Source organism: Pseudomonas lundensis (assembly GCF_001042985.1).
GTDB classification, from domain to species: Bacteria; Pseudomonadota; Gammaproteobacteria; order Pseudomonadales; family Pseudomonadaceae; genus Aquipseudomonas; species Aquipseudomonas lundensis.
On the sequence record NZ_JYKY01000006.1, the window covers coordinates 148,139 to 163,917 of the forward strand.

The window sequence follows — 15,779 nt, forward strand, 5'->3', positions numbered from 1 at the left end:
CTCGGGCCTGTTCAAGGGCCCGGGCACACAGCGCGGGACGCACTGCATCCAGCGCAGGGCATCACAAAATGCGGCAGTATACCCGAGCGCTCTACTGCGCAGGGCCTTGTGATTGCATGACCGATCACCGGGAAGTGATGGCAAATGCGCCCTGCGGCTGGCCTGCGGGCTCAAGAAAGCCTAGAATTCGGCATCGTATATTTTCTAGGTAGTCCTAATGTCCTTCGCTGAGCAACTAACCCGCCTGCAAGTCTTCCTCGACGCTGACGATCTGCATGACGAGGCGCTGGACTACGTGGCCACCCACGGCTTTCTGACCGCCCTCTCCATTTGCGCCGAGGAAGTCCCGGAGCGCGAGTGGATCGACGCCGTTTTCTCCGAGTCGCCGCAGTACAAAGACGATGCCCAGCGCGAAGAAATCGAAACCACACTGGTTCTGCTCAAGGCTCACATCGCCCGCCAACTGGCGTCGGACGAAGAGTTCGAGCTGCCCTGCGACCTTGACCTGGGCGATGATCCGGACGATTCCGAGCTGCGCGGCTGGTGCATCGGCTTCATGGAAGGCGTCTTCATGCGTGAAGAAGCCTGGTTTGAAACCGCTGAAGAGGAAGTCAGCGAAATGCTGCTGCCGATCATGGTGGGTTCGGGCCTGTTCGACGAGCAACCGGAGTTCGAAGACATCGCCAAGGACGCAAACCTGATGGACGACATGATCGTTCAGATCCCCGAAGCGCTGACCGCCCTGTACCTGTTGTGCCAGGCCCCTGACGAAAAACCGGCGATTCTCAAGCCTCGCCATCACTGAGAGATCAGTGACTAACCCCTTACCCGGCAACCGGCCCCGGTTGCTGCGCTACACACTGTTAGCCATCGGCTGGCTGAGTGTAGCGCTGGGGGTTATCGGTATTTTCCTCCCCGTTTTACCCACCACGCCGTTTCTGCTATTGGCCGCCGCCTGTTTCGCCCGCAGCTCCCCGCGCTTTTATCAGTGGCTGGTGGATCACCCGCGACTGGGGCCGTGGATACGCGATTACCTGGACGGCAACGGCATCCCGCTCAAAGGCAAAGTCTATGCCATCGGTTTGATGTGGTTGAGCATTGGCGTGTCGTGCTACCTGGTGCCGCTGCCTTGGGCGCGCGGTTTCATGCTGCTCAGCGCCGTGCTGGTCAGCCTTTATATCCTGCGGCAAAAAACCCTCGAAAAGCCCTGACACGCCCTCGCCATCGACCGCACCTGATTAAGTCTGCCCATGGTTACGCTGGAAGGTGTCGTGCCCCATGGCGGCAATCTGCCCCTCGATCAATGCTTCAAACGGGCGCAGCAGGGGCGTGAAAGCGTCGGGGGCTTCAAGAATGTCCAGGGTTTGCACAATGGCTTCCAGCGTGGACAGCGCCCCTGGCCCCGGCGCCTTGCGCAAGCGATACCGCGACACAGCCCCTGGCGCCAGCGTCACCCGCGGCAGTTGCGCCAACAGCGGGTTGAGGTGCAGCAGCTTGCGCGCCTTGCGCCACGTGCCGTCCGGCACCACCAGTAACCACGGCTGACTGTCCTCTGAAGACGATGGCGTTTCGATCAACTGCGCATCGTCCCCCGGAAATAACAGCCGCGCCTGATAACCCGGCGGGTTGAGCAGCACGTCCAGATCGTCAAATGTTTCACCGACCCGCAGTTCGGCGTTTTTCAGCCCCAGCGCGGCCAGGCGTGCCGTGTTGAGGGCATGGTTGACTTCGCTCGGGTGCTGCAACAGCAAGACCCGGGTGCGACTGTCCAGCTGTGGGATCAGTTCGCACAGACAGTGGGATTGGGGGCGCAAGCAACGAGGGCATTGGGCTCGGGACATGGGGCAAAAACTCTTCAGGATGGATAGCGCTGTGCATTCAGCAGATCGCGGATCGGGTGAATCGCGGGCGCCGTTACTCGGCGCTTTTTACAGGAAACAGGCCAGCGGTTCATGCACCATCAGCCACATGAGCCTGGGTTTTATTACAGCGCGGGTGTTTTTTACAAGGAGGGCCTGCATGCCAAGACGCCGATCGGCTACGGGCTGGTCGTTATCGGGGTGGGTTCCGTACGGGTCAGCCTACGGGCGCCCTGCCCCCAGTATCCGACGCAAGGTAATGAATATGTTTGGCTCAATACCAACGGCAGCGGGTGCGACAACGGAGGTCGCTCCCGTTTTTTTCAAGACAGCCAACCCCTGCGTCGAGCGCAGGCGTGAGCTTAGCGGCGGCGTTGCGGGCGGCGACGCGGTTCGTCGACAGGAATCGGCACAGGTTGCAGCGGCGGCTCAATCAGGCCCAGCGCTACGCCCACGTCATGGAGCCAGCTTTGCAGTTTGTCTTTCATAGATCCCCCTTGGGGTGACAACGGCGACCTTCAATCTTTGGTCGCTTCGTACAGATAATAGTCCTAAGTCCTACGCAATGCTTGCCCGAAGTCAATGAACTTTAGGCTAATCTCGCCCCACTCTGACTCATGCAGGGGCAGCAAGTTGCACTGAAGGCATTACGCCATGTTGCAGCCACCGACTCCGCGGCCGGCGATGCCATCGGTCAATGGCCCAGCAGCGTGCCAAGACGCCGACGCAACCACTGCTCGGCACTGACGAATGTGATACCGAACAGCACCAGAATGGCACCCACGACAAAATTGAAACTCAGCGGTTCGTCGAGCACCAGCACGCCAAAGGTCACGCCAAACAGTGGGGTCATGAACGAGAACACCGCCAGGTTGGACGCCAGATAACGTTTGAGCATCCAGAACCACACCAAATAGCTGAAAAACGACACCACCAGCCCTTGAAATAGCACACTGGCCACCGCCACGGTGCTGAGGCTGACGTGGCTGATCTGGCCACTGGCTGCCGCGATCACCAACAACCCGACAAAGCCGACCATCAATTGGTAAAACAGCGTCAGGGTGACCGGCGCTTCAGACAGTCGCGAGCCCGGCACCACCACCGTCGTCGCACCCCAGGCCATGCCGGCCAAAATCCCGCAGGCATCGCCCAGCAGCATGTTACGGTCCATGTCGGCCAACGACACGCCGCCCGCGAAAGCAAACACGATGCCGAGGAACGCGAGGAAGATCCCCAGCCACTGCAACGGGCGCAAGCGCTCACTGGGCAACAGCCAGTTGACACCCAGGGCAGTAAAGATAGGGGCGGTGTAAAGGAAGACCGACATATGCGCAGCGCTGGTCAATTGCAGACCTTCGGCAATGAAGAAAAACTCCAGACCGAACAAGCTGCCGGCCAGCAAACCGGCGCGCCACGTGGAAGGCATCTGGCTCCAGCCGCCTTTGCAGCAGATCAGCACACCCACCAGCAATGCCGCAATGCCCGAGCGGGCGGCCGCCTGCATCACGGGCGCAATATCGGGAGCGGCCATTTTGATGACCACTTGCTGCACGCCCCAGATCAAACAAAGGCCTAGCATCACTTGCAAGGCAAACGAATCCGTAGGCCGCCGCGAAACACTCATATCAACACCCTGGATCCATCAACAAACGCGTCGGGCCACCACGTGCATCACGCGGCCATTTTGCGAGCAGTCCAATAACCTGAAAGTGAGGCCAGGCAGGTCAACAGCGTCCCCCAGGCCATGTCCATCAACGCCAACTGCGCCGACCAGCCATTGAGGGTGGCCCAGTTGGTCATGTCATAGGTGCCGTAGGCGATCAACCCGAAAAACGCGCCGGTGACCGCCGCCCTGCGCGCACTGCCCTGGGCCAGCGCCGGGCGCACGACAAAAAACACCACGCCCGCCACATACAACAAGTAAAACACGGCTGCCGGCCCCCAATTGGGAGATGCCAGCATCAGGGGGCCGAACAGCTCTTTATAGGTGGAGCTCATGAGCACACCCAACCAAAGGCCGTCGAGAATCAGAAAAGCCAGTAATACGCCGCTGTACGCCCAAACACTTTTCCTCATCTCGACAGCCCTCTTGGCAGGTGGATCAGATCAATTCGATACGGTCCGGGTGGATCGTAATCTTGCCTTCCTTGTACAACGAGCCGATGGCTTTCTTGAAGTTGCCCTTGCTCACACCAAACAGGCTGCTGATCAACTCGGGGGCACTCTTGTCGCTCACCGGGAGCACGCCATCATGTTCACGCAACTTGCCGAGGATCTTGGAGTTCAGGCTGCTGGCGGCTTCTTGACCGACGGGCTGCAAGCTGAGGCTGATCTTGCCATCGGCGCGAATCTCTTTGATGAAGCCTTTCTCTTGCTTGCCTGCGCGCATGAACTTGAAGATTTCATTCTTGTGAATCAAGCCCCAGTGCTTGTTGTTGATCACTGCCTTGAAACCCATGTCAGTGGCTTCAGCCACCAGCAAGTCGACTTCCTGACCCACTTGATAGTTGGCAGGGGTTTTATCCAGGTAGCGATCCAGACGCGCAGTGGCCGTAATACGACGCGTGTGTTTGTCCAGATAGACATGCACCACCACGTATTCGCCCGCCTTCATCTGGCGTTTTTCTTCCGAATACGGCAGCAGCAAATCCTTGGGCAAGCCCCAATCCAGGAAAACGCCGATGCTATTAACTTCCACCACTTTAAGACTGGCGAATTCACCCACCTGAACTTTTGGTTTTTCAGTGGTGGCAATTAACTTGTCATCGCTGTCTAAATAAACAAATACGTTGAGCCAATCTTCATCTTCACTGGGAATATCTTTGGGAATATAACGATTGGGTAACAGGATTTCCCCGTCAGCCCCGCCATCGAGATACAAACCAAAGTGAGTGTGTTTAACCACTTGCAAACTGTTGTAGCGACCGATTAAAGCCATGTCCAATACCCTCATTACGTGGGCGGCATTCTACCCGAGTTTGGGCGGGCACACCGAAGCGGCACCGTCCAGGCCTGAAAAAATCTGTGCCACGCCTGATTTAGCGGCATGTGCTGGCATTTCCGGCTGCCGCTCGTCAGTGCGCAGCCACTCCACGGTGGCAACCCAAGGCTAAAAAATGCCCGACTGTTATGAATTAAAACAGCGAGTTAGCGGGTTAATAAGCCGTTCGCGATAATTATCAGCGGCGCCGATAATTATTTTACGCCGATATTTAACAAGCAATTGTCAAGCGTTTCAGGTATTATCGCTGGCCAAGTTATTTTCTACAGGTCAATAGCCGCCATGCGTGTAAAAGCATCCGCCAGCAAAGCAAAGCCAGCTCCTGCTGTTGAAACCAGTGATTCTATCAATGCACAAATTGCCGCCTTCCTGAAGTCCGGTGGCGAAATTCAGCAAATTGATAAAGGCGTCAGCGGTCAAACGTTCGGCCCGTCCAAGCAGATCACGCTCGGCAAAAAGTAATACCCCTCGCATGACCTGGTCCTCTTGCGCTTTGCCCACAAAGCGCTAGGACTACCGAGCTCTCCTCTCCTGCTTCGCCCCATCTTCGAAAAATCGACCAACGGCACCCTGTGGCCGGCCTGTATCCGTATCCTCTAAGGCCTCTAGATCAAGCCTCTGAGCCCATACAGGAGGGAACCATGCTCACCCGGGCATTCATGCTGGCCAGCACCCTGTTGACCAGTACGTTAGTTGATGCACACGTTTTCTCCCGCGAGCTGGGAGATTTCGACCTCAAACTGGCCACTCAACCCAGCCGCAGCATGGCTCAGGGCCTGGTCAAACCCACCAGTGCCGGCTCCACCTTCCACGGCGGCCTGGACCTGACCCACGACAGCGGCTGGTACGTCGGCCAATGGGCGCCGACCATGGGCATCAAGCCCGGCACCAACCTCGAAGTCGACACTTACATGGGCTACAAGCACCCGCTCGATCAGACACTGAGCTATGAACTGGGGATGATTCACTACAGCTACCCCTCACTCAGCCCCCTCGACAGCCAGCAGTTCTATGCCGGGCTGACCATTCTGGGCACCCGTTTCGGCGCGGCCTTCAGCAATGACCCGGATCGACAGGACACCACCCTGTTTGCCGACCTGGGCGTCAATCAGCCCTTCGGCATTGGCGTGAGTATGAAATACACCACCCACCAGCTCGGCACCCCGGTATCGATTGCCGAAGGCGGGAGCGTGCGCGCCTTCAATGACTGGTCCATCAAGTTCTCACGTCCCTTTATGGGCATCGACCTCAACCTGATCTACAGCGACTCTAACCTGGACGGCACGCAATGCTCGGCCTATTCGGGGCAAAACGCGCAATGTGACGGACTGGTCACCCTCAAGGCCGAGCGCGCGTTTTACTGAACCCGCGTTAAACGCAAGGTGACTCAAGCAATTTGAGGCTTTGCGGCGATGCTATCGAAGGTCTCGGGATCAAGGGGATCCACTTGCTCATTCAACACCTGTATCGGGTGCTCGCTGCCCGGATTTGAGCTGTCGATCATGCATAGCAGGCGCGATCCACGTTCCGTCAGGACAAAATTTTCACCCGTGCCGCCTTCGTCTTCGGGACGCGGCTCGATGTAGCCCTGCTTCAACAACAAGGCTTCATAATCCGAGGCCAATTTCTTCAAATCATCGAGACTGCCTAGCTTCTGGCCTTCATCAGCCATTTGAACAGCGTAATCCTCTGCATACTTACGCGGCGCGAACGGCTCGCCAGCACCGTTTTGCACTTCATGCAGAAGACGCTCAATCAGTGTCCAGTTATAAGTGGTCATCAGCTTCACTCTCCGTACGGTTGGATAAAAGATCCTTCATGAGTAGTGACTGACAAACCCCACAGACGTTCAGACGCAGTTTTACAGACGCAAAAAAACCCGGCCTGGGCCGGGTTTTTGACAGCGCTTGCGGGGGGGGGTTATTCCGCTGCCGGCGCTTCTGGCTTGCGACGCTTGAGCGGCGCCATACCGTCCTTGCTGACCAGCGACAGGGCGTCGGTCTTCGGGCGATTGGCGATCTTGCGCTTGGTAGGCGCCTTGGCGCCTGATTTCTTCTTGTCGCCTTTGGCGTCTGTCTTTTTCTTTTTCACGCCGACCGCTTTGCCCGAGGCCTTAACCTTTTTCGGTCCGCCGTACGTGCCTTTGACTTCCTTGATGGTGCGACGCTCAAAGGTTTGCTTCAGGTAGCGTTCGATGCTGGACATCAGGTTCCAGTCACCGTGGCAGATCAGCGAGATCGCCAGGCCATCATTACCTGCACGGCCGGTACGGCCGATACGGTGCACGTATTCGTCGCCACTGCGCGGCATGTCGAAGTTGATCACCAGGTCCAGGCCTTCAACGTCCAGACCACGGGCTGCTACATCGGTCGCCACCAGGATCTTCACGCCGCCCTGCTTCAGACGGTCAATGGCCAGCTTGCGGTCTTTCTGGTCTTTCTCACCGTGCAAGACAAACGCCTTGTACTCCTGCGCCACCAGACGGCCGTAGATACGGTCGGCCATGGCACGGGTATTGGTGAAAACAATGGCCTTCTGATACGTCTCGTTCGCCAGCAACCAGTTAACGATCTGCTCTTTATGCTGGTTGTGGTCGGCGGTGATGATCTGCTGACGCGTGGTGGCGTTCAACTGGCTGACCTGGTTGAGCTGCAAGTGCTCGGGGTTGGTCAGCACCTTGCCAATCATGTCACGCAGGCCCGAACCACCGGTGGTGGCCGAGAACAGCATGGTCTGCTGGCGGTTAGGGCATTCGTCCACCAGACGCTGGACGTCTTCGGAGAACCCCATGTCGAGCATGCGGTCGGCTTCGTCGAGCACCAGCACTTCAACTTCCTTGAGGTCCAGATTGCCCGCGTTCAGTTGCTCCAGCAGACGACCCGGCGTACCGATCAGGATATCCGGCACCTTGCGCAACATGGCCGCCTGAACCTTGAAGTCTTCACCCCCGGTGATCAGGCCGGATTTGATGAACGTGAACTGCGAAAAACGCTCCACTTCTTTCAGCGTTTGCTGTGCCAGCTCGCGGGTCGGCAGCAGGATCAGGGCTTTGATGCTGACGCGGATTTTGGCCGGGCCGATCAGGCGGTTCAGGATCGGCAGGACGAAAGCGGCGGTCTTGCCACTCCCGGTCTGAGCTGTTACCCGCAGGTCACGCCCTTCGAGCGCGAGCGGAATGGCCGCTGCTTGCACAGGCGTAGGCTCGACAAATTTAAGCTCGGCCACAGCTTTAAGCAGGCGTTCGTGCAGGGCGAAATCGGAAAACACGGGTGCTACCTCGAAGAAATGCAAAAAATCAGCGGCATAGAGTAACGGTTTCGAGCGCTCAGGCCGAGTTTCTTTGCACCAACGGTGTGAAACAACTGCTTTTTTAGGGTCTTTAGTCCCACGTCAGCCCATAAAGCGCCGGTAAATGCTCTAATCCATGAGCCATTTACTTTTGGGGTAACGTTTTCGCTTATGGATATTCAACAACTCTGGGTTCAGTTCCAGACCCTTTGGGCCAACCTTGACGATCATCCCTGGCTGTCGGCACTGCTCGGCCTGATCGTACTGGTGAGCATCGCGCTGATCGCCGGCCACATTGCACGCATCCTCATTTTGCGCGTGACCAAGATCCTCGCTCGCCAACCGGCGCTGCACTGGATCAACGACTTGCGCGAACACAAGGTGTTCCACCGACTGGCACAACTGACGCCATCACTGATGGTGCAGTTCGGGCGCAATCTGGTGCCGGACATGAGCGACAACGGTCGCCACTTTCTCGGCAACCTGGCGCTGGCCATTACCATTTTCGTCCTGACGCGGGTCATTAGCGCGCTGCTGGACGCGATGCTCGATATTTACTCGCGCACCAACTACGCCAAGACCCGCCCGATCAAGGGCTATGTGCAGCTGACCAAAATGCTGCTGTATGTGTTTTCGGCAATCATCATCGTCGCCACCCTGATCGACCGCTCGCCGATGCTGCTGCTCTCGGGCCTGGGGGCGATGTCTGCGGTCATTTTGCTGGTCTACAAAGACACCCTGCTGTCATTCGTGGCCAGTGTGCAGTTGACCAGTAACGACCTGCTGCGCGTGGGCGACTGGATCGAAATGCCGCAAGTGGGTGCCGACGGCGATGTCATCGACATCACCCTGCACACGGTCAAGGTGCAGAATTTCGACAAAACCATCGTCTCGATTCCGACCTGGCGCCTGATGTCCGAGTCGTTTAAAAACTGGCGCGGCATGCAGCAGTCCGGTGGGCGCCGGATCAAGCGCAGCCTGTTTATCGATGCAGCCGAAATCGGCTTTCTCACCGATGAACAAGAGCAGCGGCTGGAGCAAGTGCGTTTGTTGCGCGACTACCTGACGCGTAAAAAAGCCGAACTCAAGAGCTGGAACGAGGCCCAGGGCAACGTCGCCGAGCTGTCAGCCAACCGTCGACGCATGACCAACATCGGTACGTTCCGCGCCTACGCGCTGGCTTACCTGAAAAGCCATGCCGAGATTCAGCCGAACATGACCTGCATGGTGCGCCAGATGCAGACCACCGCTCAGGGCGTGCCGCTGGAAGTGTATTGCTTCACACGCACCACGGTGTGGGACGAATACGAGCAAATCCAGGGCGATATTTTTGACTATTTGCTGTCGGTGATGCCGGAGTTCGGCCTCAGCGTGTATCAGCAACCGAGCGGCAATGACTTGCGCAACGGGCTGCTGAACAAGCTCAAAACGCCCCTGGTGGTGGCTGAAGCGGCCAACGCCGACGACTGATCGCCCTGTGCCGGCGTGCAGGAGCTGCCAGCGGGCGCTCCTGCACGGCGGGGACTGTCAGTGCCCTGCAGCCGTTTTGAATTGCGGATCGCCCGTCAATTCAAACAATAGCCCCACCCCTTGTGGCCAATACCCCAGGCCACTGTCGGCATTGATATGCCCCGCATTGTCCAATGTCTCCAACCTTTTGCTGCCCCACGCCTCGCTAAAGGCCTGTGCCCGTTCAAGCGCGACAAAAGGATCGTCCGTGCTGGCGACGGTGATGGACTCAAACGGCAGCTTGTTCAGGGGCATGGGGGTAAACCCCCGGCTGCCTGACAGGTAACTGTCCGCTTCGGTATCGCTGGGCGCCACCAGCAACGCGCCTCTCACCTGCTTGGCCGCCTCCGGGTGTTCGTGTGCCCATCGGGCAATCAGGGTACAGGCCAGGCTGTGGGCCACCAGCGCCACCGGGCGCGGGCTGGCGGTGACCTTTTTATGCAACCGCTGCACCCAGTCGTCAAAGGATGGCGTCTGCCAGTCGGTCTGTTTAACGCGCTTCAAGCCGCTGAAACGCTGTTCCCAATGGGATTGCCAATGATCGGGGCCTGAATCAAGTAGCCCGGGCAATATCAACACTCTGACGGTCATCCCTGCTCTCCTCTGGATGCTGGATAGTCACCGTGACCTTAGCTGCTCACTGGCCTGCGGTCGAGGCGACTGATCCACACGGCGACGAGTATCACTAATCCACCCAAAAACAGCCGCCCCAGCGGCTCGTGCTGATTCCAGATCAACAGGTTGAGCAACAAGCCCACCGGCACATGCAGGTTGTTCATCACTGCCAGCGTGCCCCCGCTGACCAGGCAAGCGCCCTTGTTCCACCAGTACATGCCCAGCGCGGTGGATACCAAGCCCAGAAACAGCAGCACACCCCACTGCAACGGCGCGTCGGGCAGAAAGTGGGCCTTGCCGAACAGCAGGAAAGCTGGCAACACCACGGCCAGTGCGCCCAGGTAGAAATATCCGAAACGCCGGTAGTGCGGCAGATCGCTGGGGTAACGCGCCACCAAATGTTTGTACATCACCTGCCCGGCGGCGTAGGTAAAGTTGGCCAGTTGCAGCAGCAGGAAGCCTTTTAAAAAGTCCGGGCTGATGCTGTCAAAACGAATGACCGCCGCACCGCTCACGGCCACCAGTGCCGCCACCAGCGCCCACGGGTTGAAGCGACGATTGAGCGCGTCTTCAATCAGCGTCACGTGCAACGGCGTCAAGATGGTAAACAGCAACACTTCCGGCACGGTCAGGACGCGAAAACTCAAATACAGGCAGACATAGGTAATGCCGAACTGCAGCGCGCCGATCAACAGCATGCCGCGCATAAAGCCCGGCTCAACCGCGCGCCACCGGGTTAAGGGGATAAACACCAGCCCCGCCAACACCACGCGTACCAGCACTGCAAAGTAACTGTCGACATGCCCTGCCAGATACTCGCCAATCAGGCTGAAGGAAAACGCCTGTATCAGCGTAACAATCAATAAATAGCCCATTACTTTTCGCCTGCCGCCCAACGGAATGAGGGCGACCTTAGCGGTTTTCCACCGGCAGCGAAATCCCGGGCAAAAAAAACCCGATACAGCTAAAAAGCTGATCGGGCTGGAGCACTCAGAAGCAAAGTGCAAAGGGAGGTTCGATGCGCGAACCGCATGCTTGAAGGAGCAATGAAGCGATTAAGCCCGCTGGCGATTACCTGCCGATTAAGGCGTCATGCAATCTCTGAAATCCGGGATCTGGCTTGGTTCAATCCTTTTTCCTGGAAGTCACCACCCAAATTCATACCCTCTGCGTGGATAAAGGTCACATCGTGGATCCCGATAAACGCCATCACCTGACGCAGATAGGGTTCTTGGTGGTCCGTGGTGCTACCCGCGTATAGGCCGCCCCGTGCCGTCAGCACGTATGCTTTTTTGCCGGTCAGCAGCCCTTGCGGCCCGGTGTCGGTGTATTTGAACGTCACACCGGCCCGCAACACGTGATCCAGCCAGGCTTTGAGGGTGCTGGGGATGGCGAAGTTGTACATCGGTGCGGCCATGACCAGCACGTCGGCGGCCAGCAATTCATCGGTCAGTTCGTTGGAGCGCTGCAACGATGCCTGTTCCGCCTCGCTGCGTTGCTCTTCCGGCTTCATCCAGCCACCCAACAGGTTGGCATCCAGGTGCGGAACCGGGTTACGCGCCACATCGCGGACCGTGATCAGGTCAGCTGGATGCGCCGCTTGCCATTGGCTGATGAACTGCCGGGTCAGTTGACGGGAAAAAGAATCCTGCTGGCGGGCACTGCTTTCGATGATCAGAACACGGGACATGATAGGTAGGCTCCATCTCTAAATGCTGTAAGGCGATGGAGTGAAGGTTAAAGGCCACAGCTTCGATGAAAAAGCGCAAATACCTGCTACAACCTATCTATAAAGTTGTTTATTAATCGTTGTGCCGGTGCGAACATCAGGCGCACGTGCCTTGGCCCAACGTGGCTACCAGCGCAGTCATCTATTCATTCTCAGAGGTACTCATCGTGAAAGCGCCCCGCGTGACCCTTGACCAATGGCGCACCTTGCAAGCGGTGGTCGACCATGGCGGCTTTGCACAGGCCGCCGAAGTGCTGCACCGCTCGCAATCGTCAGTCAGTTACACCGTGGCCCGCATGCAGGACCAGCTCGGCGTGCCACTGCTGCGCATCGACGGGCGCAAAGCCGTGCTCACGGAGGCGGGCGGCGTGTTGTTGCGCCGCTCCCGGCAACTGGTCAAACAAGCCAGCCAGCTCGAAGACCTCGCCCACCACATGGAGCAAGGCTGGGAAGCAGAGGTACGCCTGGTCGTGGATGCCGCCTACCCCAACGCACGCTTGGTCCGTGCTTTGGCCGCCTTCATGCCGCAGAGCCGCGGCTGCCGGGTGCGGTTGCGCGAAGAGGTCTTGTCCGGGGTTGAAGAAGTGTTGCTCGAAGGCGTGGCCGATCTGGCCATCAGCAGCTTCAACATTCCGGGTTACCTGGGCACCGAACTGAGCGCGGTGGAGTTTGTGGCCGTGGCCCATCCCGACCATCCGCTGCATCGCTTGCAGCGCGAGTTGCAATTCCAGGACCTGGAAAGCCAACTGCAAGTGGTGATCCGCGACTCGGGACGCCAGCAACCCCGCGACATGGGCTGGCTGGGGGCTGAACAGCGCTGGACCGTCGGCAGCCTGGCCACCGCGGCGGCGTTTGTCGGCAGCGGACTGGGGTTTGCCTGGCTGCCACGGCACATGATTGAGCGGGAAATCAACGAAGGCGTGCTTAAACCCTTGCCCCTTCATCAAGGCGGTAACCGTCACCCGGTGTTTTACCTGTACTCCAACAAAGACAAACCGCTGGGGCCTGCTACGCAAATTCTTGTCGAGTTGTTACGCACCTTCGACACGGCCCCACTGGACGCCGCCTTTGCAGCGCCCATGCAAGCATGACAGCGGTGGGCAGGAACCGGATTCGGGCATATCCTGTCCAACACTCGCGACATCTGCTTTGCTGTCTGCGTGACCTTCAACCGTCACCCCACTTTTTCAGGATCACACACCCATGCTTAAAAAAATTGCCCTCGCCGCTGGCGCCCTGCTGTTTGCCGCCAACCTGATGGCAGCGACGCCTGCATCGGCCAAGGCGCCCCATGTGCTGTTGGATACCAGCTTCGGCAAAATCGAAATTGAGCTGGACCCGGTCAAGGCCCCGATCAGCAGCAAGAATTTTCTGGAATACGTCGACAGCGGCTTTTACACCAACACCATTTTCCACCGCGTGATTCCCGGCTTTATGGTGCAAGGCGGCGGTTTTACGCCCCAGATGGTGCAAAAGCCGACACGCGACCCGATCAAGAATGAAGCCAGCAACGGCCTGCACAACGTGCGCGGCACGCTGTCGATGGCACGCACCTCCAACCCGAATTCCGCCACCAGCCAGTTCTTTATCAACGTGGCCGATAACGCGTTCCTCGACCCGGGCCGCGATGCCGGTTACGCCGTGTTCGCGAAGGTGGTCAATGGCATGGACGTTGTGGACCAAATCGTCAACTCGCAAACCACCACCAAACAAGGCATGCAAAACGTGCCCATCGACCCGGTCGTTATCAAATCTGCCAAGCGCATTGATTGACCGATTGAGCCTTGCAGGAAGCGTAGACCGCTCCCCCTGAACGTAGCTGCTGCCAACCCTGCGAGCTGTTACACCTGCCGGAACAGCTCGCACGCTTGAGTCCTTGCGTGTTCATCGGGTCAGCGGTCACACCACGAAAGGAGAGCCCGCGCTGCGGGCGTCAGTGCCCATGCTTTATCGCCGTTTCGAAAAACTGATCGATATCTTCCGCGAACCGCCCACCCCGGCGCCTCCCTCGACGGTCTGGGCGTTTTATCTGTATTACCTGCGTCAGGTCTGGCCGATTTTTGCCGCCTTGCTGGTGATCGGGCTGGTGGCGGCGCTGATTGAAGTTTCCCTGTTCAGCTACCTGAGTACCTTGATAGACCTGGCCCAAGGCACGCCCAACACTGATTTTTTCAGGGTCCACAGCACCGAGCTGATTTGGATGGCCGTGGTTGCGCTGATCATTCGTCCGGTTTTTTTCGGCCTGCACGACTTGCTGGTGCATCAAACCCTGAGCCCCGGCATGACCAGCATGATCCGCTGGCAGAACCACAACTACGTGCTCAGGCAGAGCCTGAACTTCTTCCAGAACGATTTCGCCGGGCGCATCGCCCAACGCATCATGCAAACCGGCAACTCGTTGCGCGACTCATTGGTGCAAGCCGTCGACGCGCTCTGGCACGTACTGATCTACGCCATCAGCTCGCTGGTGCTGTTTGCCGAGGCGGACTGGCGCCTAATGATTCCACTGCTGACCTGGATCGGGCTGTATATCGGCGCGCTCTATTACTTCGTACCCAGGGTCAAGGAGCGTTCGGTGGTGTCCTCCGACGCACGCTCCAAACTGATGGGCCGCATCGTCGATGGTTACACCAACATCACCACCCTCAAATTGTTTGCCCACACCAATTACGAGCAAGAGTACGCGCGCGAAGCCATCGTCGAACAAACCGAAAAAACTCAACTGGCCAGCCGTGTCGTGACCAGCATGGACGTCACCATTACCGCCATGAACGGCCTGCTGATTGTCAGTACCAGCGGTCTGGCCTTGTGGTTGTGGAGCCAGTCGCTGATCAGCGTCGGCGCCATAGCCTTGGCCACGGGGCTGGTGATTCGCATCGTCAACATGTCCGGCTGGATCATGTGGGTGGTCAACGGCATCTTCGAGAACATCGGCATGGTTCAGGACGGCCTGCAAACCATTGCCCAGCCGCTAGCGGTCACCGACCGCGAAAATGCCCCCCGCCTCACCGTCACGCGCGGCGAAGTGCGCTTTGAGCATGTGGATTTCCACTATGGCAAACGCAGCGGGATCATCAGCGACCTGAACCTGACCATCAAACCCGGCGAAAAAATCGGCCTGATCGGGCCTTCAGGCGCGGGCAAATCAACGCTGGTCAACCTGTTGCTGCGCTTGTATGACCTGCAAGGCGGACGCATCCTGATCGACGATCAGAACATTGCCGAAGTGACGCAGGAAAGCCTGCGTGAACAAATCGGCATGATTACTCAGGACACTTCGTTGCTGCACCGCTCCATTCGCGACAACTTGCTGTATGGCAAACCGGATGCCACCGACGACGCGTTGTGGGCCGCCGTGCACAAAGCGCGAGCCGACGAGTTCATCCCGCTGCTGTCCGACGCCCAGGGCCGTACCGGCTTTGACGCCCATGTGGGCGAACGCGGGGTCAAATTGTCAGGCGGCCAGCGCCAGCGGATAGCCATTGCGCGGGTGCTGCTGAAAAACGCGCCCATCCTGATCATGGACGAAGCCACCTCAGCGCTGGACTCCGAGGTTGAAGCGGCCATTCAGGAAAGCCTTGAAACCCTGATGCAAGGCAAAACCGTGATTGCCATTGCCCACCGGCTGTCCACCATCGCCCGCATGGACCGTTTGGTGGTGCTGGACAAAGGCCGCATCGCAGAAAGCGGCACCCATGCCGAGTTGCTCGCCCACGGCGGTTTGTACGCACGGCTTTGGCAACATCAAACGGGGGGATTTGTCGGCATCGACTGATCC

General features: G+C 58.3%; 18 protein-coding genes. 8 read left to right on the forward strand and 10 right to left on the reverse strand.

The genetic code is table 11. The annotated features are described in order from the left end of the window. Positions 1 to 217 precede the first annotated feature (217 nt). Positions 218 to 805, forward strand: coding sequence for a UPF0149 family protein (locus tag TU74_RS07335; RefSeq protein ID WP_048375776.1), 588 nt, complete (start codon positions 218 to 220; stop codon positions 803 to 805). A gap of 7 nt (positions 806 to 812) precedes the next feature. Then, positions 813 to 1,211, forward strand: a complete 399-nt coding sequence (locus TU74_RS07340) for a YbaN family protein (RefSeq protein WP_164488085.1) — start codon at positions 813 to 815, stop codon at positions 1,209 to 1,211. Between the two features lie 27 nt (positions 1,212 to 1,238). Here TU74_RS07340 and TU74_RS07345 read toward each other — a convergent pair whose 3' ends face one another. From TU74_RS07345 to TU74_RS07365, 5 genes are all read right to left on the reverse strand, one after another. Beyond that, positions 1,239 to 1,841, reverse strand: a complete 603-nt coding sequence (locus TU74_RS07345; protein ID WP_048375777.1) for a tRNA-uridine aminocarboxypropyltransferase — start codon at positions 1,839 to 1,841, stop codon at positions 1,239 to 1,241. A 380-nt stretch (positions 1,842 to 2,221) separates the two neighbouring features. Then, entirely contained in the window at positions 2,222 to 2,347 is a 126-nt protein-coding gene (locus tag TU74_RS24880) for a PA1414 family protein (RefSeq protein WP_256542973.1), read from the reverse strand. A gap of 206 nt (positions 2,348 to 2,553) precedes the next feature. Then, positions 2,554 to 3,483, reverse strand: a complete 930-nt coding sequence (locus TU74_RS07355; RefSeq protein WP_048375780.1) for a DMT family transporter — start codon at positions 3,481 to 3,483, stop codon at positions 2,554 to 2,556. Positions 3,484 to 3,530: 47 nt separating this feature from the next. Further along, positions 3,531 to 3,935: a DUF2177 family protein gene (locus tag TU74_RS07360; RefSeq protein ID WP_047276044.1), complete on the reverse strand. Its 405-nt coding sequence runs from the start codon at positions 3,933 to 3,935 to the stop codon at positions 3,531 to 3,533. 25 nt (positions 3,936 to 3,960) lie between these two features. Then, on the reverse strand, positions 3,961 to 4,797 hold the full coding sequence (locus TU74_RS07365; RefSeq protein ID WP_047276046.1) for a CvfB family protein: 837 nt from the start codon (positions 4,795 to 4,797) through the stop codon (positions 3,961 to 3,963). A 345-nt stretch (positions 4,798 to 5,142) separates the two neighbouring features. Here TU74_RS07365 and TU74_RS07370 point away from each other — a divergent pair, with 345 nt between their 5' ends. Together TU74_RS07370 and TU74_RS07375 are read left to right on the forward strand one after the other, a co-directional pair. Continuing rightward, a complete protein-coding gene (locus TU74_RS07370) occupies positions 5,143 to 5,322 on the forward strand; it encodes a hypothetical protein (RefSeq protein WP_019410559.1) in 180 nt (59 codons plus the stop codon). A 179-nt stretch (positions 5,323 to 5,501) separates the two neighbouring features. Beyond that, entirely contained in the window at positions 5,502 to 6,224 is a 723-nt protein-coding gene (locus TU74_RS07375; protein WP_047294595.1) for a TorF family putative porin, read from the forward strand. Between the two features lie 23 nt (positions 6,225 to 6,247). On the opposite strand, the gene TU74_RS07380 is transcribed toward TU74_RS07375, so the two are convergent. Both TU74_RS07380 and TU74_RS07385 read right to left on the reverse strand, forming a co-directional pair. Continuing rightward, entirely contained in the window at positions 6,248 to 6,640 is a 393-nt protein-coding gene (locus TU74_RS07380; protein ID WP_048375782.1) for a hypothetical protein, read from the reverse strand. Between the two features lie 140 nt (positions 6,641 to 6,780). Then, the gene (locus TU74_RS07385) at positions 6,781 to 8,127 is read right to left on the reverse strand and encodes a DEAD/DEAH box helicase (RefSeq protein ID WP_047276053.1); all 1,347 of its coding nucleotides are present in this window, start codon (positions 8,125 to 8,127) and stop codon (positions 6,781 to 6,783) included. 192 nt (positions 8,128 to 8,319) lie between these two features. Here TU74_RS07385 and TU74_RS07390 point away from each other — a divergent pair, with 192 nt between their 5' ends. Beyond that, positions 8,320 to 9,618, forward strand: coding sequence for a mechanosensitive ion channel family protein (locus TU74_RS07390; protein ID WP_047276055.1), 1,299 nt, complete (start codon positions 8,320 to 8,322; stop codon positions 9,616 to 9,618). A gap of 57 nt (positions 9,619 to 9,675) precedes the next feature. On the opposite strand, the gene TU74_RS07395 is transcribed toward TU74_RS07390, so the two are convergent. The 3 genes from TU74_RS07395 to TU74_RS07405 form a co-directional block, all read right to left on the reverse strand. Further along, positions 9,676 to 10,248 (reverse strand): RBBP9/YdeN family alpha/beta hydrolase, encoded by a 573-nt coding sequence (locus tag TU74_RS07395; RefSeq protein ID WP_048375784.1) that lies wholly within the window; start codon positions 10,246 to 10,248, stop codon positions 9,676 to 9,678. Positions 10,249 to 10,286: 38 nt separating this feature from the next. Further along, on the reverse strand, positions 10,287 to 11,147 hold the full coding sequence (locus TU74_RS07400) for a carboxylate/amino acid/amine transporter (protein ID WP_048375786.1): 861 nt from the start codon (positions 11,145 to 11,147) through the stop codon (positions 10,287 to 10,289). Positions 11,148 to 11,362: 215 nt separating this feature from the next. Then, entirely contained in the window at positions 11,363 to 11,962 is a 600-nt protein-coding gene (locus tag TU74_RS07405; RefSeq protein ID WP_048375788.1) for an FMN-dependent NADH-azoreductase, read from the reverse strand. Positions 11,963 to 12,168: 206 nt separating this feature from the next. Here TU74_RS07405 and TU74_RS07410 point away from each other — a divergent pair, with 206 nt between their 5' ends. The 3 genes from TU74_RS07410 to TU74_RS07420 all read left to right on the forward strand — a co-directional run bounded on the left by TU74_RS07410 (position 12,169) and on the right by TU74_RS07420 (position 15,776). After that, on the forward strand, positions 12,169 to 13,092 hold the full coding sequence (locus tag TU74_RS07410; RefSeq protein WP_047294686.1) for a PA3225 family LysR-type transcriptional regulator: 924 nt from the start codon (positions 12,169 to 12,171) through the stop codon (positions 13,090 to 13,092). Between the two features lie 112 nt (positions 13,093 to 13,204). After that, positions 13,205 to 13,774 (forward strand): peptidylprolyl isomerase, encoded by a 570-nt coding sequence (locus TU74_RS07415; protein WP_048375790.1) that lies wholly within the window; start codon positions 13,205 to 13,207, stop codon positions 13,772 to 13,774. Positions 13,775 to 13,943: 169 nt separating this feature from the next. After that, positions 13,944 to 15,776 (forward strand): ABC transporter ATP-binding protein, encoded by a 1,833-nt coding sequence (locus TU74_RS07420; protein ID WP_048375792.1) that lies wholly within the window; start codon positions 13,944 to 13,946, stop codon positions 15,774 to 15,776. The last annotated feature ends 3 nt before the right edge of the window (positions 15,777 to 15,779 follow it).

Bases quoted from the DNA above. Each gene is read 5' to 3' on its own strand.
- TU74_RS07335 (WP_048375776.1), top strand. From the start codon at position 218: ATGTCCTTCGCTGAGCAACTAACCCGCCTGCAAGTCTTCCTCGACGCT.
- TU74_RS07345 (WP_048375777.1), bottom strand. From the start codon at position 1,841: ATGTCCCGAGCCCAATGCCCTCGTTGCTTGCGCCCCCAATCCCACTGT.
- TU74_RS24880 (WP_256542973.1), bottom strand. From the start codon at position 2,347: ATGAAAGACAAACTGCAAAGCTGGCTCCATGACGTGGGCGTAGCGCTG.
- TU74_RS07355 (WP_048375780.1), bottom strand. From the start codon at position 3,483: ATGAGTGTTTCGCGGCGGCCTACGGATTCGTTTGCCTTGCAAGTGATG.
- TU74_RS07360 (WP_047276044.1), bottom strand. From the start codon at position 3,935: ATGAGGAAAAGTGTTTGGGCGTACAGCGGCGTATTACTGGCTTTTCTG.
- TU74_RS07365 (WP_047276046.1), bottom strand. From the start codon at position 4,797: ATGGCTTTAATCGGTCGCTACAACAGTTTGCAAGTGGTTAAACACACT.
- TU74_RS07370 (WP_019410559.1), top strand. From the start codon at position 5,143: ATGCGTGTAAAAGCATCCGCCAGCAAAGCAAAGCCAGCTCCTGCTGTT.
- TU74_RS07375 (WP_047294595.1), top strand. From the start codon at position 5,502: ATGCTCACCCGGGCATTCATGCTGGCCAGCACCCTGTTGACCAGTACG.
- TU74_RS07380 (WP_048375782.1), bottom strand. From the start codon at position 6,640: ATGACCACTTATAACTGGACACTGATTGAGCGTCTTCTGCATGAAGTG.
- TU74_RS07390 (WP_047276055.1), top strand. From the start codon at position 8,320: ATGGATATTCAACAACTCTGGGTTCAGTTCCAGACCCTTTGGGCCAAC.
- TU74_RS07395 (WP_048375784.1), bottom strand. From the start codon at position 10,248: ATGACCGTCAGAGTGTTGATATTGCCCGGGCTACTTGATTCAGGCCCC.
- TU74_RS07400 (WP_048375786.1), bottom strand. From the start codon at position 11,147: ATGGGCTATTTATTGATTGTTACGCTGATACAGGCGTTTTCCTTCAGC.
- TU74_RS07405 (WP_048375788.1), bottom strand. From the start codon at position 11,962: ATGTCCCGTGTTCTGATCATCGAAAGCAGTGCCCGCCAGCAGGATTCT.
- TU74_RS07415 (WP_048375790.1), top strand. From the start codon at position 13,205: ATGCTTAAAAAAATTGCCCTCGCCGCTGGCGCCCTGCTGTTTGCCGCC.
- TU74_RS07420 (WP_048375792.1), top strand. From the start codon at position 13,944: ATGCTTTATCGCCGTTTCGAAAAACTGATCGATATCTTCCGCGAACCG.